Below are 20,874 nucleotides of genomic sequence, written 5' to 3'. Positions count from 1 at the left end.
CTCCTCGTCTTTTAGGTTTCCAGAAGCCGAACGGTATCGCCCGAGGTAACCCCAAGACGCTGCGCTTCTGTGCTGCTTAAAACAATCGTGTCACGGGTGGGCGCGCGGCCTATCCATGCGGCAGTAAAGGACTGCATGGAAATGGTCGCTGCCAGCCAACGGCTAACGCTCTCTTCAGGGGCATTAGCGGCTACTTCGACTTGATAAAGCTGTGAATTGCGCACGGCCCGCACATCATCAATGTAGGCTTCAACCGTCGGGCCGCCATCGAAAATGTCGATGTAGCCTTCCCAGCGCAGCCCCTCTTTTTTGAGCATTTCAAGCGCGGGTCTCGTATGACGATGTACTTGGCCAATACACGCGCGCGCCTCTTCGGCCATAAAGGTGGTGTAAATGGGAAAGCGCGGCATCAGCTCGCCAATAAAGCTTTTCTGCCCCAACCCCGTTAGCCGATCGGCTTCATTAAAGTCCATGGGGAAGAAATGCTTGCCCAGACTTTCCCAGAAGGGACTACGGTTCTGCTCATCGAACACGCCGCGCATTTCGGCGAGCACTTTTTCGGGGAAGCGGTCACGAAACTGAGCAATAAACAGCCAGCGGGCTTTGGAGAGCAGCGCACCGTTGCGCAGATGCTTGTTTGCCTCACCGCGGTATTCCGGACGCAAAAACAGCGAGCAGACTTCTGCATCTCCGGTATGGTCAGAACTTAGAAACAGCGTATCGATGGTGCGGTGCAAATCCAGCTGTACCGACGAATGGGCCAGCGTGCCCAGCCGATAGTTATAGAAAGGCACTTCATGGCCTACCTGACCTTCAATCGCACAGCAGCCGGCCAGCTCGCCATTGTCTTCATCTTCCAATACGAAGAAGTAAAGCCGGTCGTTGACGGGGGTGCGCTCTTCGAACGCGCGAACGGAAGATTCAATTTTGCCGGCGAGAAACTCGCGATTGCTAGGTAACGAGGTAAACCCCACCCCCGCCTGCTGCGCAAGCGCCAGCAGCCCATCGGCGTCAGCCCGGGCAATCGGTCGAATGCGCATCATAGCTCTCCTTCATCAAAGGCATCCACCGCCGTAGGCAGGGTGAGCGGCGCGGCAAATACAGCCCGGCCTTCTTCCACGCCGAGACGTTTGGCATCCGCTTGTGAAAGCATCAGCTGGCCAGTGGGCGAAAGCGCGTAGCGCGTCACAATACAGCGGAAGTTATCCAGCGCCTGATTGGCAATCAAGGCAGGCTCAGCATCCGGCAAGGCGCTTTCCGGACGAATTCGTACCGGGTGCCAGGCGGCCCGGCAAAAGGTCGCGAGACGCTCGCGCTCGGCTTTGACAATCGGGCCTGCATCGAAAATATCCACATGGCGCGAGCGCACAAACCCTTCCGCCAGCATCTCTTGCAAGGCGTCCTCGTGGGCGGGATGCTCCCGGCCAATCGCGGCCCGGGCTTGTGGGGTAAGCAGTGGCAGATACAACGGAAACTGCGGCATTACCTCGGCAATAAAGCTTTTGGAGCGCACTCCCGCAATATGATTGATATCGTGAAAACTGCGGGCAAAAAAGTGATGGCCCACGCTTTCCCAAAAAGGTGATTCGTTTTGGGCATCCAGGTAACCGGGAAACGCCACGGCCAATATGCGCGAAAAACGCTCGGGGTACTGGGCAATAAACATCAGCCGGGCACGGCGAAGCAGGCTTTCAGCGCTGGTGCCTTTATAGCGCGGATTTAACGAGTAGGCGCAAAGTAACGTGGCGTCAGACACCTCATGGGAGAGGGCCAGGGTTTGTACTTCGCGGCGTACGTTTAGTTGCTGCGAGGCGTGAATCAGGGTTTCCTGACGATAGGTATAATAGGCTTCACTGGCACCCGCCTGGGCACGAATGGTGGCCGTTCCCAGTACTTCACCATTACCCGCTTCATCCACCTGCGCGCTGTTTTCCAAAACGAAGGTATAGTGCTCGTTACCCGGAAATTCGATATCGTCGTTAAACGACGCCAGGGAGCGCGTAATGCGCTCCTCCAGACGTTCACGATTAGCAGGTAAGTTGGTGAGCTTGGGAGTCGCGTGCTCTGCCAACATGACCAGCGCTTCTAAATCCGCCATTTCTACCGGACGAATGACCAGCATTCTTGACGCCCCCTCTCTCGATGTCGCCGTGGGCGAATTCATGCGTTGGCAACAAGGCGCTCAATCGCACGCTCCAGACGGGCCATGCCTTCGGCGATGTCTGCCTCTGGCACTACCAGTGACGGCGCCAGGCGAAGCACGTTAGGGCCTGCGATCAGCGCCATTACACCTTCCTCGATTGCCAACGGCAGAATGTCCTTGGCGCGGCCTTCATAGGCATCCGACATCTGGGCGCCCATCAGCAGCCCCATACCGCGAATCTCTTTAAATACGCCGTGCTTGCGATTAATGGTTTCCAGATGTTCACGGAAAAGGTCATGGCGCTTTTGCACGCCTTCCAGCACGTCAGGCGTATCGATAAATTCCAGAGCAGCCAGCGCAATCGCTGAACCCAAGGCGTTACCGCCGTAGGTAGAACCATGGGTTCCAAAGGCGAGGGATTTGGCGACTTTATCGGTTGCCAGCATTGCGCCGACGGGGAAGCCACCACCCAGCGATTTGGCACTGGTGAGAATATCCGGCGTCACGCCATAGCGCTCGTAGGCATAAAGCGTACCGCAACGGCCAACGCCGGTCTGAACCTCATCAAACACCAGCAGAGCATTGTACTGATCGCACAGCTCGCGCAGGCCTTTCAAAAATTCTGGAGTGGCGGGCAAGATGCCGCCCTCGCCCTGCATGGGCTCGACCATCACCGCGCAGGTGTCATCGCCCATTAAGGCGCGCACACTTTCCAGATCATTAAACTCAGCGTGCAAAATGCCGCCAGGCACTGGGCCAAAACCTTGGGAGTACTTGGGCTGGCCACCCACACTCACGGTAAACAGCGTGCGGCCATGGAAGGACTGGTTGAATGAAATGATCTTGTCTTTCTGTTCACCGTAATTATCTACAGCGTAACGGCGTGCCAGCTTCAGCGCCGCTTCGTTGGCTTCACCGCCGGAAGAGCATAGGTACACCTTGTCGGCAAAGGTGCGTTCGACCAGCTTTTTGGCCAGCTTAAGGGCGGGCTCATTGGTATAGATATTGGAGAGGTGCCAGAGCTTTTCACCTTGCTCTTTCAGCGCGTTAACCAATACAGGGTGGCAGTGACCCAGCGAGTTCACCGCAATGCCGCCCGCAAAGTCGATATATTCACGCCCCTGCTGATCCCATAATCGGCTACCTTCTCCGCGCACCGGGATAATCTGCTGCGGTGCATAGTTGGGGGTCATGTAGTGATCAAAATCCTGCCGAGTCGGGGTCGTGCTCATGGGGCAAACTCTCCAATAGAAATAATCAGTCGAATCAGTATACGGGGCTAACGAGGCCGCCCGCTTTCAGTAATGGGACGGTAAATTATGAAAAGCCGCATTTATTTCAAGTTTTTTCAGCGGTAATACGGCTTAACATCACTTAGTGCGCTTACCCCAAACGCTCCTCTCTTGGGGTTAAACCAAAATGGTTGCGGTAGGCGGTAGAAAAGTGAGCGCCCGAGGAAAAGCCCGTCGCAAAGGCGATATCGCCTGCGGGGCGGTCACTTTCGCGCAGTTGCTTACGCGCTTCCTGCAAGCGCAAGTTAAGGTAGTAGCGGCTAGGCACTGCCTGAAGGTGCTTTTTGAATAGCCGCTCAAGCTGGCGGCGGGAAATCCCTAAATGTTCCGAAAGCTCCAGAGTAGAAAGCGGCTCTTCAATATTGGCTTCCATCAGGGTAACCGCATCAACCAAACTTTGCGGGGCATGGCCCAGGCGATGACGCAGCGGCACATGCTGGCGCTCGTCGGCCATGCGGATGCGCTCGCACATAAAATGCTCGGATACCTGTTCAACCAAGTGGTCACTTTGCTGTTGGCGAACAACGGTCAACATCATATCCAGCGCGGCCGTGCCACTGGCACAGGTAAGCCGGTTGCGGTCGATTTCAAACAGCTGCTGTGAGAGCGTTACTTGAGGGTAAGCCTGGGAAAAGGCCGCAAAACGCTGCCAGGGCAAGGTCGCACGGTAGCCTTCTAACAACCCCGCACGCGCCAATACCTCGGCCCCACCGGCCAAGCCTCCTAATAGCGTGCGCCCATGCTGCTGGCGCAGCCATTCCACCAAACTTGCCGGGAGTGCATAAGGTAGCGGAGAGGGAGCACAGACCAGAACCATATCCAGGTCAGGCGGCGCATGCTTCAGGTTGTAATCAGCATTGCAGGTGAGTTGGGCGCTGCTTCGTACAGGCTGTTCATCATTGCTTAGCGTAAAAACCTGATAAAGAACCTGCCCACTCAACTGATTGGCCATCAGCAGCGGCTCGACGGCGCTGGCGTGCGAAAGCATTGAAAACCCAGGCAGCAGCAATACCCCGATGCGCTGGCGCGCAAATGTTAATGATGAGGTTAAGGGGTTGGACTGCATGCCAAATCGCCGTCAGGAAATGAGGCTCCATCTTACCCAATTGCACGGTTTTGGGCAGCGCCTGTTGGCTCTATATGGAAAAAGACGTCGCGCTACCTATTGCCTACCAAGACATTCAGCAAACACGTGCATACATAAAAGGGCAAGGCGAAAACGCCTTGCCCTCTGGCAGCATTCAACAATGCTCAGCAGTTTAAAACGCTATTACTGCTGCTGTTGCTGCGCTTCAGATAAAGTCATATCGCTATCGACCTGCGTATAACTGTCCTCGTTGTAATCTTCTGAGGATTGTTCGATCTCGTCGCTACCATAATTGGTATTCATCACCAGCTGATCATTTTCGAACTGCATTTCATCAACAGGCAAGGCAATATCCGTTGCGCCAAAGCCCCAGATACCGCCTATCGAGATGATGGCGTACAGATCACCTGAATCATTATGCTGAGCGATGTGCTGAATATCGCCAATTTCTTCGCCTTCCTGGTTAACCACGGTCATGCCTTCCAGGTCGCTAACCTGCTGTGTCATTAGCGAATCGTTTTGACCCTGATTATCCTGATCGGCGCGCTGGCGGTCCTGCTCGTCGTCGTTATTAACGTCGACCTGAGCATCGTCAGCTTGCTCGACATTAACGTCAGGCTCGCCGCCTTGCTCAACGGTAACATTGGGCTCAGCCTCTTCAACCGTTACGTTCGGCTCGGGCTGTTCAATGGTGACTTCAGGCTCGGGCTGCTCAATCGTCACCTCAGGCTGAGACTGCTCCACTTTAATATCAGGTGATTCTTGCTGCACCTTCACTTCTGCAGGCTCTTGGTCGACTTGAACGTCCATAGTTTCATCGTCGTTAGCCTGACCTTGTGCGTTTGTGCTGTTTGAGCCTTGCTGCTGAGTTTGCGCCGTCGCATCTTGCTGCTGGGTCATGCGCTCAGAAGCATCCGTGTCATTCTGGTTATTATCCTGAGCCAGAACGCCACCTGAAAGCCCTGTGCAAATAGCACCAATTGCAATTGCTAATGTTGTCCGTTTCATAATATCTCTCCTTGGTTTGGCTTACACTTAAAAAGGCTAGTAGACGTGAGCGTTATAGAGCAAAGCTAAAGTGAAATTATGATAAAAGTTAATAATTATTAATTAACGATTATCCGTTTATATATTTAACCCCGCCATTAAGGAGTAAACGCCCTACCCCGCCTAATTAGGCGAAGTAGAGCGTTAGTATTACAATTTATATCATTGCGAGGCACTGCCGCCTGATCCGGTACCACCGCCGGTACTACCTGTGCCTGTGCCGCCAGTGTTACCGCTACCGGCACCACCCGTGCCTGTGCCGCCAGTGTCACCACCACCGGTACTACCCGTGCCTGTGCCGCCAGTGTCACCACCACCGGTACTACCCGTGCCTGTGCCACCGGTATCACCACTGCCCGGACTGCCTGCGTCTGCACCGCCAGTACTATCTCCTCCGGTGCTATCTCCTCCAGTGCTACCTGCACCCAGCCGATCCTGGGAACTTCTGGGCTCGCCTTGCTCTTCCTGGCTATCAGGATTTTCTCTATCCTGCATATCCAGATCACCGTCGCCTAAATCGCGTTGTGGCCCCTGAGTACCGGTACGAGGCTCTGTATTATTTTGCCCTTGGCTATTGAGCGTATCAGTACTTTGTTGCTGGCCTGCATCCTGATTCTGGGTCATTTGACCACCGCTGCTGGAACCAGACGTATCATTATTGGCTAAAACGCCTGCTGAGACGCCCGTACAGATCGCACCAATGGCAATGGCTAGTATTGTCCGCTTCATATGATGTCCTCCTTGGATTGTCTTACTCTTTGAAGTTAGTTAACGAATGAGAGATAACACAGTCTGAAAATGGTCATTCTTAAAACTTGAATGAAAGTTAATAGCTAACTATTTGATAGTTAAATGAGCCAATAAAAAACGCCTTATTTCATTCTCGAAAGAATAAAACAAGGCGCCTTTATTAACCTGGGTTAGTTATAAGCGACTAGCGTATCTTTTAGCTAGCCACGTCATTTAGCCCACTCAATTAGGATGCTGTTGAGCTTGGTTTAGCGTCATATTGTTGTCTATCTGGCTATAGTTTTCTTTATCATACTTTTCTGCTGATGCTTTTATTTCATCGCTACCATACGTGGTATTGGTAACCAATTGGTCATCCTGCATTTCAATGTTTTCCAACGGCAGAGCAACTTCATCATCACCGATGCCCCATATGCCACCGATAGAGATAACGGCATATAGATCGCCAGACGCTTTATGTTCAACAATACGCAGGATTTCACCGATCTCTTCGTCCTGCTGATTAACCACTGACTTGCCTTCAATATCCCTGATCTGATGAGACATTAGATTATTCGGATCATCTTCTTCGTCGCCAGTGTCGTCAGAAGACCGAGGATAGCCACTTCCCTGCATTGCGGCGGGCCGCTCATCATCAGCTTTTTGCTTTTCCTCTAAAGCGCCATCCTGCTCCTCCATGACCTCTGTCTTGTCATCTGATTCTGTTTGGGCATCCTGCGCGTACAAACTGCCTGACATTCCGGCAAAAAGTGCAGTAATAGCGATAGCTAATGTAGTCCGTTTCATGTTGCTCTCCTTGGTTAAGCTCACCCTTACAAGTTAGACGACCGGGCTGTAAATAACCAATATCAAGCAAACGCTTACTTTCTTGGCATGATCGCTTTAACCCGAGTGACGGTGCTCGAGCGGATGCAGAGAAGGCCCTTCTATCACTTCGCCCTGAATATCAAAGCGACTACCATGGCAGGGGCAATCCCAGGTTGTTTCAGCATCGTTCCAGTGCACCACGCATTTTAAATGCGGACAAATGGCCGAAAGCACCGATAAATTACCGGCCTCGTTGCGATAGACAGCCAATTTTTCACCATGCAGAGTAACGACCCTTGCCTGGCCAGGCGCTACATCATCAAGCTCCTTGAGCTTTTTCGTGCCAAAATGATCTTTAATAAAGTGCTTCACCACGGAGATATTTTCTTTTAGCCAGTGCTCGGCGGAGTTAACCGGCGTAAAGCGTTGCGAGTCAAAGCAGCGGTACCAGGCGTTATCCCGCCCGTGGATGGTATCAGCGATTATCTTTCCACTGACCGCGCCCCAGGTCAGGCCGTCAGCGGCAAAGCCGGTTGCTACATACACATGGTCACTGGCAAAGGTTCGTCCAATATAGGGCAAACCATCGCCCGAGCTGTACTGCTGGGCAGACCATTGATACTCGATCTCGCCCACATCAAAATGTGCGTTTAAATAGCTATGCAGCGCCTGGTAGTGTTTGCGCTCCGACTGCTCCTCTCCTGTTTGATGCTTTTCCCCAATCGCCATAACGTAGTTTTTCCCATTAAGGTGATAGCTGCGTATGGAATGGAAGGGGTCGAGCATAAAGAAAATGCCATCAGGAAAAGATCCGGCGTTAAGCTTGGCACTGACGCCATACTCACGGGAGGCAATCATACCGGTTTGCAACATGTTCACCCCCTTAGGGGTATGCGTTGCTAAAACGATATCGGTGGCTTGAACCTCAGCGTTATCAGTTTTAACGATGCAGTGCTGGTAATCGATCTCACGTACCGGGCTTTGCTCATAAATACTCACGCCACGCTGGCTAAGCGCTTTGGCAAGTCCTTGAGCGTAGTAAAAAGCGTTAAACTGCGCCTGATGGCCAACGCTAATACCCTGAGTGACTGGAAACGGCACCGGCATGTCTAAACAGAATTTAGCATTCAGCCCGGCCTGCACCATGATTTCGCACTCGGCTTCCAATTTATCGGCGCTTTTCTGGTCATTTTCTGTGAGCAGCCGATAAAGCGGAACCCGCTTGAACTGACAGTCGATATTAAAGCGCTGAATAGTCTCCTCAATTAAATCAATGGCGCTTGCGCGCGCGTCAACGATGGTCTGGATGGTATCGTCATCCCACTTGACCGCCGTTTGCGCCAAGCCTGCCGATACTAAACTGTACAAATTACCGGTCGCACCACCTGTGCAGCCACTACCTACGCGGTGAGCCTCCAAGATCACCACGCGTTTACCACTTTCAATTAACTGCTGTGCCGTCGTGAGGCCTGTAATACCCGCTCCGACGACCACTACGTCCGTTTCAATACTGTCAGCCAACGCGGGAAAATGGCAGGGATCATCCACACCTGCTTGCCAAATCGATTTCATGACGCCTCCTGGCCAGAAATTGAAATGATCTTGTTATGGGAAGCGTTTACCGGCGTTTGGGTCAGACGCATCGTAATCCTGAGTGTCGTCAGGCGCTGAACCAGGCTCATGTGAGGTTTCGGCTTCAAAGCGACGTGCCGCTTCGATCGCTTGCGGCTCGGTTTCGTGCTGGGATATTTCTTGGGGGGCATCGGGTTCGGTAACATCAACAACGCGCCATCCAGATACGATAATCGCGTCTTTCTGCTCTCTACTAATCGGCTCGACTCGTGCTGTACGGGTCATATTTCCTCCTTGGCAAAAGCACGTAACACCCTGCTCTTAACCATGGCAGAACCTTCAATGGCTTGCGTACCCCGCGGTAAAAGTTTAACAGCGGTTGATTTTACGCCTTCCGCAAACGGCCTTTAAGGCGCCTAACGCAAATTGCCGGGCGCAAAGGCCCGGCAATTGAGAAAACCAGCAGTATGGTGCTTCAAAGCATAGTGCTTTAAAGCATCCTGCTTACAAGCTGACCACATCGAACTCAACGTTGGGATTCACGTCGGCTTCGTAATCAACATCGTCACGCTCAAAGCCAAACAGCTTCAAGAACTCGTGCTTATAACCAGCGTAATCAGTGATATCGAACAGATTTTCAGTGGTCACTTCCGGCCACAGATCCTGGCAAGCCTGCTGGATATCGTCACGCAGCTCCCAGTCGTCCAAACGCAGGCGGCCTTTCTCGTCGGTGCTCATGTCTGAACCGTAAAGGCGCTCGCCGAAGAGGCGATTCAACTGATCGATAGTGCCTTCATGCACGCCCTGCTCTTTCATGATGCGATACACCATGGCGATATACAGTGGCATCACCGGAATGGCCGCGCTGGCCTGGGTAACAACGGACTTAAGTACCGCGACGTTTGCACCGCCGCCGCTGGTTTTAAGCTTGTCATCGATAGCCGTAGCCGCACGGTCCAGGTCTTCCTTGGCTTTACCCAATGCGCCGTGCCAGTAAATCGGCCAGGTAATTTCCGTGCCGATATAGCTAAACGCCACGCTGCGTGCGCCTTTGGCCAGCACGCCTGCCTGATCCAGCGCGTCCATCCACAGCTCCCAATCTTCGCCTCCCATCACGGTGATGGTATCGTCGATTTCCTGTTGGGTTGCAGGCTCTACTTCCGCTTCGATGATCCGATCTTTATTGGTATCAATGGCCGTGGCGCGGTAGGTCTCACCGATCGGTTTCAGGCTTGAGCGCTTGAGTTCACCGCTATCCGGCAGTTTGCGCACGGGCGATGCCAGTGAGTAGATCACCAGATCGATTTCGCCCATATCCTGCTTGATCAGCTCAATGGCTTTTTCACGCGCCTCATGAGAGAACGCATCGCCGTTGATCGACTTGCTGTAAAGACCTTCCTGCTTGGCAAACTTGTCGAATGCCGCGCTGTTGTACCAACCGGCAGTGCCGGTTTTGGTTTCACTGCTGGGCTTTTCAAAAAACACGCCCAGCGTATCGGCACCATAACCAAAGGCTGCGGTAATCCGAGCGGCTAAGCCGTAACCACTGGAAGCCCCGATCACCAGAACTTTCTTCGGGCCGGCGCTTTTATCCAAACCACGGGCTCTTGTCGCCTCAATCTGCTCAAGAACGTTTTGCTCGCAGCCTTTAGGATGAGTAGTCGTGCAGATAAAACCGCGTACCTTGGGTTTAATAATCACATCGGACCTCGTTATCAGCTTGATTTCATTATCGGCATTGCTATGCCTTGCGCTATGAGCGCTATTCTAGCGGGCTAAGCGGGCGCTGTCCGCTCTTGAGCTTGCCTGGCTTTCACGGCAGGATAGTGTCCCTCTCTTTTTCAATGCCCACGAGGCCCCCATGAACGCACAGCAGCTTGTCGATGAGCGCGGCGACCTTTGGCTTGTTCTAGCCCCTTTATGGTTAGACCGCGAACCGCGCGAACGCGACTACGCCCATATGGTGGAGGTCATTCAAGAGCATAATATGACGCTCTCAGAGCTCGAATGGATGTTTCGACTGGAGCTTGCCCCGGTGATGTCGCGCCACCAGCTGTCGATTGCCAGCGAGTGGCGTCAATTCGATGACCGTAAACTGATGCAGCAGCTGGTCAGCCATAATCTGCGCTTAAAAGGCTGGCGGCGCAAAAGCTGGGCGCTGTTCTCGGGCCTGACCACCATGATGGTACGCCACCGCTGGGTTGAGCTTATGAACCGGGTTCAGGTTGCCAAAGGCCAAGAGCCTTGAACGCCTCCGACTAACCACTTCTTATTCGCGATCAAGTGCAGCTTCCAGTGCCAGGCGCAACGGGGGGCCGTGGTCTCGCGGCCCAAAACGCGCAATTACCTGGCCGTCACGCCCCACCAGAAACTTGGTGAAGTTCCATTTGATAGTCTTGGTGCCCAATACGCCGGGGGCCTGTTTTTTAAGCAGCACAAACAGCGGGTGGGCATTGCTCCCATTGACGCTGACCTTCTCCATCAACGGGAAACTGACTCCAAAGGTTTGCTCGCCAAACGTGCAAAACGCTTCAGCGCTTTCCGGCGACTGTCGGCCGAACTGGTTGCAGGGAAAACCCAACACGGTGAATCCGCGGTCGCGATAGCGCTGATACAGCGCCTCAAGCTCTTTTAACTGGGGCGTAAAACCACACTGGCTGGCCACATTGACCACCAGCAACACCTGGCCACGCAGCGCGCGCAGATTAAACGGCTGACCTTGATGGTTATAACAGTCTTGATCGTAAATCGTCATTATGGAGCCTTAAACCTTCGAGGCAATATAAACGCTACTTTGCCATGACCATCATGCTGACACCAGCGCCCCGCAACAGTGCTGATGAGCCTGCTTAACACCGTCCGGTTAACCAAAGGTGATTGGCCCGGCAACGACTCGTAGCGCCAGGGCTATCAGCAAGACACCGGTCAATCGATTGACCCAGTGCGCATGGCGCTGCAACCACGGCAGGACCCGCGAATGCGACAAACCGACCGCCACTAGCACGTACCAACCACCATCAATAAGCATAGCGGTTAAGACGACGATCATCTTTGCCATAATACTCATACCTGGGGTAACAAACTGGCTCAGCAGCGCCACAAAAAAGATAATCAGCTTAGGATTACCCAGCGCTACCAGCACGCCCTCCCTGGCCGCCTGTCGGCTAGTGGTTGCTACCCCCTGCTGATTCATTACCCCGGCCCTGCCGGCCCGCAACGCCTTGATACCCAGCCAAGCCAAATAGGACGCCCCCGTCCAGGTAATCAGTTGAAAGACATCCGGCGAGCGAGTGATTAACGCGCCTAGCCCCCAAACGGTCAAAAGCGCATAAAACCCGACCCCGGCTGCATGAAATACAGCCGCGGTAATGCCTGGCAACCGACCACCGCCCAGGGTATGTTTCAGCACCAGGGCAAGACTGGGCCCAGGCGACATTGCCCCCATGGCGCAGATAGCGGCTAATGACAACCAGAGTGAAAACGGCATTTTTTTCCTCTTACTTTCATTGTTATTTACTCATCGCCCAAATGCATCAGTGCCGTTACCGGCCGGGTTGCCCATTGTATAACGTCACCTCACTTAAATAACGCTGTTAGCATGGTACGCTGTTGGGTAAAATTTGCCCCTTTTCGATGAAAATGACGCCTGCTGTCAAGACAGGCGTGGCACGGCTAATAAAGGACTCCAATATGGGTAGGGCGTTTCAAAACCGTAAAGAATCGATGGCCAAAACGGCCGACGCAAAAACCAAGGTTTACAGCAAATACGGGCGTGAAATTTACGTCGTTGCAAAAGCCGGCGGATCAGACCCGAATGGCAACCTTGCACTGCGCGGTTTAATGGAACGTGCGAAAAAAGATCAGGTTCCCTCGCACGTTATCGATAAAGCGTTAGACAAGGCCAGCGGCGCAGGTGGTGAAGACTTCTCGCCAGCACGCTACGAAGGCTTTGGTCCCGGCAACGCCATGGTAATTGTCGACTGCTTAACCGATAACCCTAACCGCACCTTTGGCGATGTACGCGGCTGCTTTACCAAGACGAAAAGCAAGATCGGTACGCCCGGCAGCGTTAGCCACATGTTCGATCACTGCGCGATTTTTGCATTTGTAGGGCAAGAAGAAGACGCGGTGCTTGAAGCGCTGATGGAAGCCGATGTCGATGTGACTGATATCGAGCAGGAAGAAGCGCGTATTACGGTTTATGCGCCACACACCGAGTATGCCAAAGCCAAACAAGCACTGCTGAATGCGTTCGGCGAGCTCGATTTTGAAATCGATGAGATTCAGTTTCTGCCGCAAAACACCACGCCTCTTGAAGGCGATGACGTGGCGCTGTTCGAAAAATTCCTGGGCATGCTTACCGATCTGGACGACGTCCAAAACGTCTTCCATAGCGCCGAGCTGCCTGAAGCGAGCGAATAGCAATCTTCTATCTCAGCATTAGCTTTTGCCCCCAATGTGGCCTGGCTGCAAGCCCTACGCTTGCAGCCAGATAGTTATCAAGAGCTAGCGGCGCCGATGTATATCAGGCACGCCTTTCGGCGTATCCAGAGCGGCATCGGGCGGCAACAGCGCAGGCTTGATGCCCGCTCGGCTGAGTACCTGCTTACCCCGCACGGTCAGATCAGTAATAAACAGAAACTGCTGACGCGGATCTACGGGATAAGCGCGAATACGGTAGTGCGTCCCCCAGGGCTTCTCTTCGGCCACCACAATAATCGGCTGGTCGAATTTAAGGTAGGCGCTGGTCAGGGCCACATCCCGCAACGCTTTACGTACCCCATCTGCTTCATGCTCCGGGTGAAGATAAAAATTCGCCACGCACTGTAAGCTTGTGCCTCCGTTATTGGCATTGTAAACGGCGGAGTCCCATAGCTTTAAATGCGGCATCGCGACCAAATCATCGTCCGGCGTCTGGATTTCGACGGTGCGCATTCCTACATGCTTTACTTCCCCGTAAGTTCCTTCGATATCCACCCAGTCACCCGGCCGATACGGTAGTTCTATGGCTGACACTACTCCCGCAATCAGGCTGCTCACGTAATCTTTCAAGGCAAAACCGATCGCCAGACCGATAGCGCCTAGAAGCGTAACCATATTGCGAAGCGATGGTTCAATCACGATAGGCACCGCGATAGCCAGCGCGGTCAGCAGTATCAGTAAGCGCGTTAGCGGCACCAGCGCGAATATCCGAAAGCGAACCTGCCCATGCAGCCGATTGGCCAACCAGTTCAATCCCCGCTGGCTGGCAATGATCAGCAGAATAACGCTTGCCAGAATAATGCCCAAGGTAATAAACGTTTGGCTGTCCATATCGTTAAACAGCCTGGCGTACTGCTTTTGATCGTCCATCACGGCTCCTACAGCGGGTCGACAAGATAGTTGCGGGACGCCAATAGCTGCCGGACGCTGGCGTAGCTTAACGCTGCCACCTGCCAGCGCCCGTCCTCACGCGAAAGTATTCCCTGACGGGCCAACGCTAGACGGGCGTTCAATGCTTCATGGTGAGAAAACGGAAGCACATCGCCAAGCGCCTGATCCTCCAAGCCGCCATGCAGCAGTAACGCGTGCAATACCAGCAGGGCCACATCGCCGGTGTCTGCGGGCAGTTCGGCATCTGCCAGCGCATCAAGCAGCCACAGCTCTGATGCATCGGGGTCATCTTGTTGAGCGGGTTCGCGCAAACGTTTACGCCAATAGTGCCACGCCACGCCTAAATGGCCCCGACAGTGCGCCGCCAGACGCTGTAGCTCCTTATGGGTAGAGGCTTTACGCTCAGCCTCTTGCGCTACCTTTTGAGCGGAAGGCTGACTGGTTAACACCTGCCTTCCCGTGCGCGTACTGTAGACCGTAAGGCCGTTCTGACCGTTATAGGCAATGCTGGCAAAGTAGTCGGCCAGCTGCTTACCCTCCATGCCCTGAAGGGTAAAAGCTGGCGCCCCCTCGATGCCCACCGCTTGTTGCAAATAGGCGTAAGTCCAACTATCGCAGCCAATCACTCCGCGCCCCAAACGGCCACTTAAGGCACGCTCCAGAAACTCGCGTACGCCTTGAAGACCTTGGGTATGGCGTAGCATATGCCTTTCAAGTGCCGGCAGCGCCCAGCGGTCTAGATGGCCGCAGCGCTCTACCCAGTCAAGGCTACCTTCGGTAAGCTCTTGATGGGTGGGCGCCATTAAGCAGCGAACACTCTGCTGTTTGGCCCAGTGGCTAATCACCGCGGCATGGCCGCCGTAAGGCGGAGTAATAAAAAACACCACTGGTTCATTGGCGACTTCCTGCTCACGCAACGCCTGAGCCAACCTATCCGCAACCGGCGACCAATCGATGTTGGGTACCAAGTGCGCCAATTTCACTTCTGGCAACAGACGCAGTTCGTGCTCTTCTTTCGCCTGCTGCTCGGCGGCGCGCTTGCCGGTTAGCCAAGTCAACATCGTCCGGCGGCTGCGCCGCCATTGACTTTTCTGCGTGTGCTCGGGCGTACAAAACTTATCGAGCGCGACCACCGCCCAGGGCGATGAAGCGGTTTCTGTTGAGCGCTGCGCCATAGTCCGTCCTAAAAGCTATCGTAATTAAACTAAACAAGATTAAGGTTAGCATGCTGGCGATAGTCGCTGCGGGGCTATGCGAACTTATCGTCTAAAATGAAATCTTTATAGGGATATCCATTGCCCGCAAACATCGAGTGTAGGAGGAGGCGACCATGAGCATTGTTCATGTTAGCGAGAAGGAGCTATACGCCAAGCTTGAGAAGTGTATGGCGGGAGAACGCGTACTCATCGACCAGGAAGGCAATCGGTTCAGTGCGCGCGTTCAACAGGCCCGAGGAATGGATGCAACCGTCATTCCCGAATCCCAGCTTCGCAAAAGCCATGATGACTCGGATGAGGTAGATAGCATCGTCGTACCTTATGACCATATTTGGGAGCTTGAAATAAAAGGTGTCGTGTATAGCCGTCTGGCCGAATAAATATCAGCGTAGTTAAGTATTAATGACTACCAGCATTGCCCTTTTGGACATTGCTGGTAAGCCATTTCATGCATACATCAGAACGTTAAACAGATTTTACCCAGGTGCTTGCCCGCCTCTTGATAGCGGAATGCCTCAGCGATATCGGCTAGCACAAACTCACGATCAATGATCGGGCGCATGCTGGTAGCCTCAATCGCTTTGATCATCTCAACCTGATGACGGCGACTGCCTACAATCAACCCCTGTAAGCGCGCCTGCTTGGCCATTAACTTAGCAGTGGGAATATCACCCTGGCGTCCGGTCAATACGCCTATTAGCGAGATATGCCCACCAATCTTGATCGCTTCAATGGATTGTGGCAACGTGCCGGGTCCACCGACTTCCACAATATGGTCGACACCGTGCCCGTTGGTCAGCGCGTTAACCTTTTTGCCCCACTCAGGCTCTTCTTTATAGTTAATGGTGTGTGCCACACCCAGCTGTCTTAGCTTCTTCAACTTCTCATTGGAAGAGGACGTGGCAATGACGCGTGCGCCCATCATGCGCGCAAACTGCAGCGCGAACATGGATACCCCGCCGGTGCCCAATACCAGCACCGTATCGCCCGCTTTTAAACCACCATCCACCACTAAAGCGCGCCAGGCCGTTAAGCCAGCCGTGGTGAGCGTTGCGGCTTCAGCGTGGCTATACCCCTTCGGCTGACGGGTAAACCACTGCGCCGGGCGAACGACCTGCTCGCAAGCATAGCCATCTACGCCGTCGCCTGGGGTCGTCGTAAAATCGGCGATCCGGGCGGGGCCTTCAAGCCAGTAAGGAAAAAACGTCGAGACAACGCGGTCACCTACCGCAAACTCGCTAACGCCATCACCCACTTCCTCAACCACGCCTGCGCCGTCAGACATAGGAATACGTCCGTCGGCTGTCGGCATCTTGCCGGCCACTACGCCATAGTCGTGGAAATTGAGCGAACTTGCGTGCACACGAACACGAATCTCCCCTGGCCCAGGGGCACCTGGGGGCGATACGTCTTGTACCTTAAGCTTATCTAACCCACCGGGGGCCGAGAGCGTTACGACTTGCATGGCGCGATCTCCTTTATTCCATCATTCCTTGGAAAATACGTTAGCAGAGGATAGAACTCCTCACACATCTACCCCAAGAAAGCCGCCCGACTGACGCTTCCACAGGCCGGCATAAATGCCGTTTTGTGCGAGCAGCTCAGTATGAGTACCGCTTTCAACAATGCGCCCCTGCTCCACTACGATCAACCGGTCGAGCATGGCAATGGTGGAGAGCCGATGCGCGATCGCAATCACGGTCTTGCCCTCCATCAGCGTATCCAACTGCTCTTGAATAGCGGCTTCCACCTCAGAATCCAGCGCTGACGTAGCTTCATCCAATACAAGGATAGGCGCATTTTTCAAAAGCACGCGGGCAATGGCGATCCGCTGACGCTGACCTCCGGATAACTTGACGCCTCGCTCGCCCACATGGGCATCTAACCCGCGGCGGCCATGGGGGTCGACCAGGTCATTGATAAACGCATCGGCATGGGCGCGGCATACGGCGGTCCATACATCCTCATCGCTTGCCTGGGGCGTGCCGTAGCGAATGTTATCGCGCAGCGAGCGGTGAAGCAGCGAGGTATCCTGGGTCACCATGCCAATTTGGTGCCGCAGCGAGGTTTGCGTTACCTGCGCGATATCCTGCCCGTCGATTAGAATGCGACCGCCCTGTACATCGTAAAAACGCAGCAACAGGTTGGCGAGGGTCGATTTACCCGCTCCGGAGCGGCCAATCAGGCCAATTTTTTCACCCGGTGCGATGGTCAAATTCAAGCCATCAAACACCGTGCGGTTTTCACCCTTGGCCTGCTCGTAGCTAAAGCGCAGATCGTCAAACCGGATTTCGCCAGCAGGTACCTTAAGCTCAGGCGCGTTAGGCACATCGCGGATAGTAGGTTCGCGGGCGATGGTATTCATGCCATCCTGCACAGTGCCGATATTTTCAAACAGCCCCGCCACTTCCCATAGGATCCAGTCGGACATAAACCGAATCCTCATTACCAGCGCAATCGCGACGGTCAATACGCCAAGCGATATGGCGTCAAAGTACCAGGTGCTAATCGCCATCCCGGCCGTGCCCACCAATAGCGCGGTATTCAGCAGGGTCAAGCAGACGCTCATGATGGTGACCAGGCGCATCTGGCGGTGCACCGTGTCCATGAAACCTTCCATGGCATCACGGGCATAGCGCTGCTCGCGCTCTGTATCGGCAAATAGCTTGATGGTTTGAATATTGCTGTAGCTGTCGACCACGCGGCCGGTCATCTGGGCGCGCGCGTCTGCCTGAGCCATGGATACATCACGCAGCCGGGGCACGAAAAAGCGCATGATGGCCAAGTAACCAATCAGCCAAAGCCCCAAGGGCAGCAATAGCCATAAATCGGCTCGGCCCAAGAGAATCGCAGCCCCGGTAAAGTACACAATGGCGTAGACCAACAGGCCCATTACCTTGGTGACCGTTTCGCGGATGGCCAGCGCGGTCTGCATTACTTTCTGGGACACGCGCCCGGCAAACTCATCCTGATAAAAGGCCAGACTCTGATTGAGCATGTGGCGATGCGATAGCCAGCGGCCAATCATAGGATAATTGCCAAAAATGCTTTGATGCGTAATCAACGACTGGGCCAACACCAAAAGCGGTAGCCCGATAAGGATCGCCACCCCAACCCCAGCAAGCCAAAGACCATTTGCGGCCCAAAAGCCTTCGCGCTCGACATTGCCAAGCCAATCAACCAGCTGCCCCATGTAGCTAAAGAAAAACACTTCAGCCGATGATACCAGCGCGGTGCATAGCGTCATGACAATCAGCAGCGGCAATACCGGGCGTGAGAAGTGCTTGATAAAGGGTATTAACCCCTGGGGAGGCGTTTGCACGTCTCCCATGGGATAAGGGTCTACACGGGTTTCAAAGTAACGAAACAGCGGCTGCAGCACACGAGAAAACATGGAGATTCCTTACGTTACTCATCGATCATTAAGAGGGTTAAGCCTGGCGGCGTAAAAGCCAGCGTGCCCAAAACGGTGCAAAGGCCATCAGCACCACCATGCGCAGTAGATGGTGAAAAGCGACAAATACAGGATCGATATTGAGCGCCACCGCTAAAATGGCTATTTCGCCTATTCCACCTGGCGCCAGCGCCAGCAGTGCCACATCACGCCCCACGCCCACGAACTGATGAATCAGCTCGGCGAACAAGGCCAATACAGCTAAGGCAAGCAGCGTAGCAACGCCCGACTGCCATAAATAACGGCCCCATAACCGCCGCGTCATGCCTTTAAAGCGCGAGCCAATGGCACTGCCCAGTACCCAAAGCATGAGGTTCATGCCCCACGGGGGTAGCGCCAGGCTTGCAATATCAAACCCTGAAAGCAGTGCGGCCGTCAGTAAGGGAACCAGCAAGGCGGGAGTAGGAAAGCGTAGCCAACGGCCTAGCGGCAACAACACAGGAATCAGTAGCAACATCCAGGCGTGTTCAAATCCGCTTGTCTGAGGTGCCGCGCCCGCTCCGCCGCCTTCATAAGCCCAAAAGAGCGGCGGTAAAAACAGGATGACCAGGATAACGCGTAGCGACTGAGCAATCGCGATGCGTTGAGGATCGCCACCGCATTTATCCCCCAGAATAATCATCGCGGTCATGGCACCGGGGGCGGCTGCAAACCAGGCGCTTACCGAATCAAACCCGCAGCGCCGATACCATGCGGAGGCCGCGGCGGTTGAGGCACCAATGCCAAGTATTAGCAATATCGCCGAAATCGGCCAGTCAACTACGCGCTGGGCAAGCTCCGGGGTCACCTGACTGCCCAGCACCAGACCCATGACAGCCAGAAAAATATTGCGCAGCCGCTCCGGCACCACCACGTTAATGCCTTGAGAGGACACCAATAAATTGGCAATCAGAGGGCCAAGCATCCAGGCAAGCGGTAAACCGGTGAGTTGAAAAAACGTGCCACCAATAGCGCCAACGGTCAGCGACGTTAACAACCCTTTTGCAGTCCCTGAGCTTATCTTGATACCTTTCACAGCCACTCCTTGCTAAGCCCCATCCCAAGCGGTCAAATCATTAACCTGCTAAACGTACGGTCAGTTTAACACTAACCGTATTTGATAGTGGGCTCAGTACGGCTGAGGGATCTCGTCATCATCCCCGTCATCGCGCATGCGCGCCTGACGTTCGGCCTCTTCTTCCTTGGCGTCGTCGATCACTTCCATCAGCTCATCCACATTGGCAATGTGGGTTGCGAACGTAAAGTGGCCCGTCAGTTTGCTATCCGGATGCAGCTCGCCCGATTCATATAGCGCCCACATCTCCTTACCGTAATGAGTGGTTAAGAGTTCAGGTGCAAAGCGGCCAAAATAGGCACGCATATTATCCACATCGCGCTCAAGCATGGCGGCGGCGCTATTGTTACCGGCGGCATCAACGGCCTGGGGCAAATCAATAATGACCGGGCCTTCGGCATCCACCAGCACGTTGAATTCCGACAAGTCGCCGTGGATCAGGCCAGCGCACAGCATACGCACTACATCCGTGATGACTTTATCGTGGTAGCGCAGCGCCTGTTCATGGGTCAGCGTGACATCGTCCAGGCGCGGTGCCACATCGCCTTCAGCGTCTGTGATCATTTCCATCAGCAGCACGCCATCGACAAAGCCGTAGGGCTTGGGCACCCGCACGTCGGCTGCCGCCAGCCGGTAAAGCGCATCCACCTCGGCGGTCAACCACGCCTGCTCTTGCTCTTTTTGACCGTAGCGGGTTTTCTTCGACATGGCGCGGGCACGGCGACTATTGCGCTCTTTACGGCCCTCCTGGTATTGCACGGCCTGTTTAAAGCTACGTTGTTTGGCCTCTTTGAATACCTTGGCACAGCGCACGTCATTACCGCAGCGTACAACGTAAACCTGCGCTTCCTTGCCACTCATCAACTGCATCAGCACCTCATCGATCAGGCCGTCATCGACCAGGGGCTGTAATCGTTTGGGTGTCTTCATGGTTAGCGGTAATGGCTCCTTTAATGAATGGACATGGCCAACGATATCGAATACTAACGTTTTTAATACACATGTTTTAAATACTAACGCTTTTCAATACCAGCGTTCTTAATACCAATTATTTTTAACGCTGTCTCTTTACCAGCAG

General features: G+C 54.0%; 21 protein-coding genes. 3 read left to right on the top strand and 18 right to left on the bottom strand.

The annotated features are described in order from the left end of the window. Positions 1-11 precede the first annotated feature (11 nt). The 10 genes from astA (D467_RS0105680) to fabV all read right to left on the bottom strand — a co-directional run bounded on the left by astA (D467_RS0105680) (position 12) and on the right by fabV (position 10,399). Complete coding sequence (gene astA / locus D467_RS0105680) at positions 12-1,040, bottom strand: arginine N-succinyltransferase (protein ID WP_018916549.1); 1,029 nt, start codon at positions 1,038-1,040, stop codon at positions 12-14. Continuing rightward, positions 1,040-2,122, bottom strand: coding sequence for an arginine N-succinyltransferase (astA, locus tag D467_RS0105675; RefSeq protein ID WP_018916548.1), 1,083 nt, complete (start codon positions 2,120-2,122; stop codon positions 1,040-1,042). The genes astA (D467_RS0105680) and astA (D467_RS0105675) overlap by 1 nt, the downstream gene beginning before the upstream one ends. 38 nt (positions 2,123-2,160) lie before the next feature. Beyond that, the gene (locus tag D467_RS0105670; RefSeq protein ID WP_018916547.1) at positions 2,161-3,375 is read right to left on the bottom strand and encodes an aspartate aminotransferase family protein; all 1,215 of its coding nucleotides are present in this window, start codon (positions 3,373-3,375) and stop codon (positions 2,161-2,163) included. Positions 3,376-3,526: 151 nt separating this feature from the next. Then, positions 3,527-4,501, bottom strand: coding sequence for a GlxA family transcriptional regulator (locus D467_RS0105665; RefSeq protein WP_018916546.1), 975 nt, complete (start codon positions 4,499-4,501; stop codon positions 3,527-3,529). Between the two features lie 204 nt (positions 4,502-4,705). Next, positions 4,706-5,530, bottom strand: coding sequence for a PRC-barrel domain-containing protein (locus tag D467_RS0105660; protein WP_018916545.1), 825 nt, complete (start codon positions 5,528-5,530; stop codon positions 4,706-4,708). Between the two features lie 201 nt (positions 5,531-5,731). Further along, positions 5,732-6,298 carry a hypothetical protein gene (locus D467_RS19980; RefSeq protein ID WP_018916544.1) on the bottom strand — a complete coding sequence of 189 codons (567 nt, stop codon included), beginning with the start codon at positions 6,296-6,298 and terminating at the stop codon, positions 5,732-5,734. 243 nt (positions 6,299-6,541) lie between these two features. Further along, positions 6,542-7,105: a PRC-barrel domain-containing protein gene (locus D467_RS19535; RefSeq protein WP_018916543.1), complete on the bottom strand. Its 564-nt coding sequence runs from the start codon at positions 7,103-7,105 to the stop codon at positions 6,542-6,544. Positions 7,106-7,201: 96 nt separating this feature from the next. Further along, on the bottom strand, positions 7,202-8,698 hold the full coding sequence (locus D467_RS0105645) for an FAD-dependent oxidoreductase (protein ID WP_018916542.1): 1,497 nt from the start codon (positions 8,696-8,698) through the stop codon (positions 7,202-7,204). A gap of 33 nt (positions 8,699-8,731) precedes the next feature. Further along, entirely contained in the window at positions 8,732-8,983 is a 252-nt protein-coding gene (locus D467_RS0105640; RefSeq protein WP_018916541.1) for a hypothetical protein, read from the bottom strand. A gap of 219 nt (positions 8,984-9,202) precedes the next feature. After that, entirely contained in the window at positions 9,203-10,399 is a 1,197-nt protein-coding gene (gene fabV / locus D467_RS0105635) for an enoyl-ACP reductase FabV (protein WP_018916540.1), read from the bottom strand. Positions 10,400-10,559: 160 nt separating this feature from the next. On the opposite strand from fabV, the gene D467_RS0105630 reads away from it, so the two are divergent. After that, positions 10,560-10,946, top strand: a complete 387-nt coding sequence (locus D467_RS0105630; protein ID WP_018916539.1) for a DUF7079 family protein — start codon at positions 10,560-10,562, stop codon at positions 10,944-10,946. Positions 10,947-10,967: 21 nt separating this feature from the next. Here the strand turns inward: D467_RS0105630 and D467_RS0105625 are convergent, their stop codons facing one another. Together D467_RS0105625 and D467_RS0105620 are read right to left on the bottom strand one after the other, a co-directional pair. Continuing rightward, positions 10,968-11,453, bottom strand: coding sequence for a glutathione peroxidase (locus D467_RS0105625; protein WP_018916538.1), 486 nt, complete (start codon positions 11,451-11,453; stop codon positions 10,968-10,970). A gap of 108 nt (positions 11,454-11,561) precedes the next feature. Then, positions 11,562-12,185 carry a LysE family translocator gene (locus D467_RS0105620; protein WP_018916537.1) on the bottom strand — a complete coding sequence of 208 codons (624 nt, stop codon included), beginning with the start codon at positions 12,183-12,185 and terminating at the stop codon, positions 11,562-11,564. A gap of 203 nt (positions 12,186-12,388) precedes the next feature. On the opposite strand from D467_RS0105620, the gene D467_RS0105615 reads away from it, so the two are divergent. After that, positions 12,389-13,120 (top strand): YebC/PmpR family DNA-binding transcriptional regulator, encoded by a 732-nt coding sequence (locus tag D467_RS0105615; RefSeq protein WP_018916536.1) that lies wholly within the window; start codon positions 12,389-12,391, stop codon positions 13,118-13,120. Positions 13,121-13,204: 84 nt separating this feature from the next. Here D467_RS0105615 and D467_RS0105610 read toward each other — a convergent pair whose 3' ends face one another. Together D467_RS0105610 and D467_RS0105605 are read right to left on the bottom strand one after the other, a co-directional pair. Then, positions 13,205-14,050, bottom strand: coding sequence for a mechanosensitive ion channel family protein (locus D467_RS0105610; protein WP_018916535.1), 846 nt, complete (start codon positions 14,048-14,050; stop codon positions 13,205-13,207). Between the two features lie 8 nt (positions 14,051-14,058). Beyond that, entirely contained in the window at positions 14,059-15,246 is a 1,188-nt protein-coding gene (locus tag D467_RS0105605; RefSeq protein WP_018916534.1) for a hypothetical protein, read from the bottom strand. Between the two features lie 155 nt (positions 15,247-15,401). Here D467_RS0105605 and D467_RS0105600 point away from each other — a divergent pair, with 155 nt between their 5' ends. Further along, positions 15,402-15,668 carry a hypothetical protein gene (locus tag D467_RS0105600; protein ID WP_018916533.1) on the top strand — a complete coding sequence of 89 codons (267 nt, stop codon included), beginning with the start codon at positions 15,402-15,404 and terminating at the stop codon, positions 15,666-15,668. A 77-nt stretch (positions 15,669-15,745) separates the two neighbouring features. On the opposite strand, the gene D467_RS0105595 is transcribed toward D467_RS0105600, so the two are convergent. The 4 genes from D467_RS0105595 to D467_RS0105580 all read right to left on the bottom strand — a co-directional run bounded on the left by D467_RS0105595 (position 15,746) and on the right by D467_RS0105580 (position 20,726). Further along, entirely contained in the window at positions 15,746-16,753 is a 1,008-nt protein-coding gene (locus tag D467_RS0105595; RefSeq protein ID WP_018916532.1) for a zinc-dependent alcohol dehydrogenase family protein, read from the bottom strand. A gap of 60 nt (positions 16,754-16,813) precedes the next feature. Beyond that, entirely contained in the window at positions 16,814-18,682 is a 1,869-nt protein-coding gene (locus D467_RS0105590) for an ATP-binding cassette domain-containing protein (RefSeq protein ID WP_018916531.1), read from the bottom strand. A gap of 37 nt (positions 18,683-18,719) precedes the next feature. Further along, positions 18,720-19,757 carry an AbrB family transcriptional regulator gene (locus D467_RS0105585; protein WP_018916530.1) on the bottom strand — a complete coding sequence of 346 codons (1,038 nt, stop codon included), beginning with the start codon at positions 19,755-19,757 and terminating at the stop codon, positions 18,720-18,722. Between the two features lie 93 nt (positions 19,758-19,850). Then, entirely contained in the window at positions 19,851-20,726 is an 876-nt protein-coding gene (locus tag D467_RS0105580) for a PA4780 family RIO1-like protein kinase (RefSeq protein ID WP_018916529.1), read from the bottom strand. Between the last annotated feature and the right edge of the window lie 148 nt (positions 20,727-20,874).

This window comes from Vreelandella zhanjiangensis DSM 21076, from assembly GCF_000377665.1.
In the GTDB taxonomy this organism is placed as follows: domain Bacteria; phylum Pseudomonadota; class Gammaproteobacteria; order Pseudomonadales; family Halomonadaceae; genus Vreelandella; species Vreelandella zhanjiangensis.
The sequence above is the reverse complement of the archived record's forward strand: the minus strand, read 5'-3'. Positions and strand labels throughout refer to the sequence as shown.

Excerpts from the sequence above, each read along its gene's own strand:
- D467_RS0105645 (WP_018916542.1), bottom strand. The coding sequence starts at position 8,698 with ATGAAATCGATTTGGCAAGCAGGTGTGGATGATCCCTGCCATTTTCCC.
- D467_RS0105580 (WP_018916529.1), bottom strand. The coding sequence starts at position 20,726 with ATGAAGACACCCAAACGATTACAGCCCCTGGTCGATGACGGCCTGATC.
- D467_RS19535 (WP_018916543.1), bottom strand. The coding sequence starts at position 7,105 with ATGAAACGGACTACATTAGCTATCGCTATTACTGCACTTTTTGCCGGA.
- D467_RS0105605 (WP_018916534.1), bottom strand. The coding sequence starts at position 15,246 with ATGGCGCAGCGCTCAACAGAAACCGCTTCATCGCCCTGGGCGGTGGTC.
- D467_RS0105600 (WP_018916533.1), top strand. The coding sequence starts at position 15,402 with ATGAGCATTGTTCATGTTAGCGAGAAGGAGCTATACGCCAAGCTTGAG.
- D467_RS0105630 (WP_018916539.1), top strand. The coding sequence starts at position 10,560 with ATGAACGCACAGCAGCTTGTCGATGAGCGCGGCGACCTTTGGCTTGTT.
- D467_RS0105595 (WP_018916532.1), bottom strand. The coding sequence starts at position 16,753 with ATGCAAGTCGTAACGCTCTCGGCCCCCGGTGGGTTAGATAAGCTTAAG.
- D467_RS0105670 (WP_018916547.1), bottom strand. The coding sequence starts at position 3,375 with ATGAGCACGACCCCGACTCGGCAGGATTTTGATCACTACATGACCCCC.
- D467_RS0105660 (WP_018916545.1), bottom strand. The coding sequence starts at position 5,530 with ATGAAACGGACAACATTAGCAATTGCAATTGGTGCTATTTGCACAGGG.
- D467_RS0105625 (WP_018916538.1), bottom strand. The coding sequence starts at position 11,453 with ATGACGATTTACGATCAAGACTGTTATAACCATCAAGGTCAGCCGTTT.
- astA (WP_018916549.1), bottom strand. The coding sequence starts at position 1,040 with ATGCGCATTCGACCGATTGCCCGGGCTGACGCCGATGGGCTGCTGGCG.
- D467_RS0105665 (WP_018916546.1), bottom strand. The coding sequence starts at position 4,501 with ATGCAGTCCAACCCCTTAACCTCATCATTAACATTTGCGCGCCAGCGC.
- D467_RS0105590 (WP_018916531.1), bottom strand. The coding sequence starts at position 18,682 with ATGTTTTCTCGTGTGCTGCAGCCGCTGTTTCGTTACTTTGAAACCCGT.
- D467_RS0105620 (WP_018916537.1), bottom strand. The coding sequence starts at position 12,185 with ATGCCGTTTTCACTCTGGTTGTCATTAGCCGCTATCTGCGCCATGGGG.
- astA (WP_018916548.1), bottom strand. The coding sequence starts at position 2,122 with ATGCTGGTCATTCGTCCGGTAGAAATGGCGGATTTAGAAGCGCTGGTC.
- D467_RS0105610 (WP_018916535.1), bottom strand. The coding sequence starts at position 14,050 with ATGGACGATCAAAAGCAGTACGCCAGGCTGTTTAACGATATGGACAGC.
- D467_RS0105640 (WP_018916541.1), bottom strand. The coding sequence starts at position 8,983 with ATGACCCGTACAGCACGAGTCGAGCCGATTAGTAGAGAGCAGAAAGAC.
- D467_RS19980 (WP_018916544.1), bottom strand. The coding sequence starts at position 6,298 with ATGAAGCGGACAATACTAGCCATTGCCATTGGTGCGATCTGTACGGGC.
- D467_RS0105615 (WP_018916536.1), top strand. The coding sequence starts at position 12,389 with ATGGGTAGGGCGTTTCAAAACCGTAAAGAATCGATGGCCAAAACGGCC.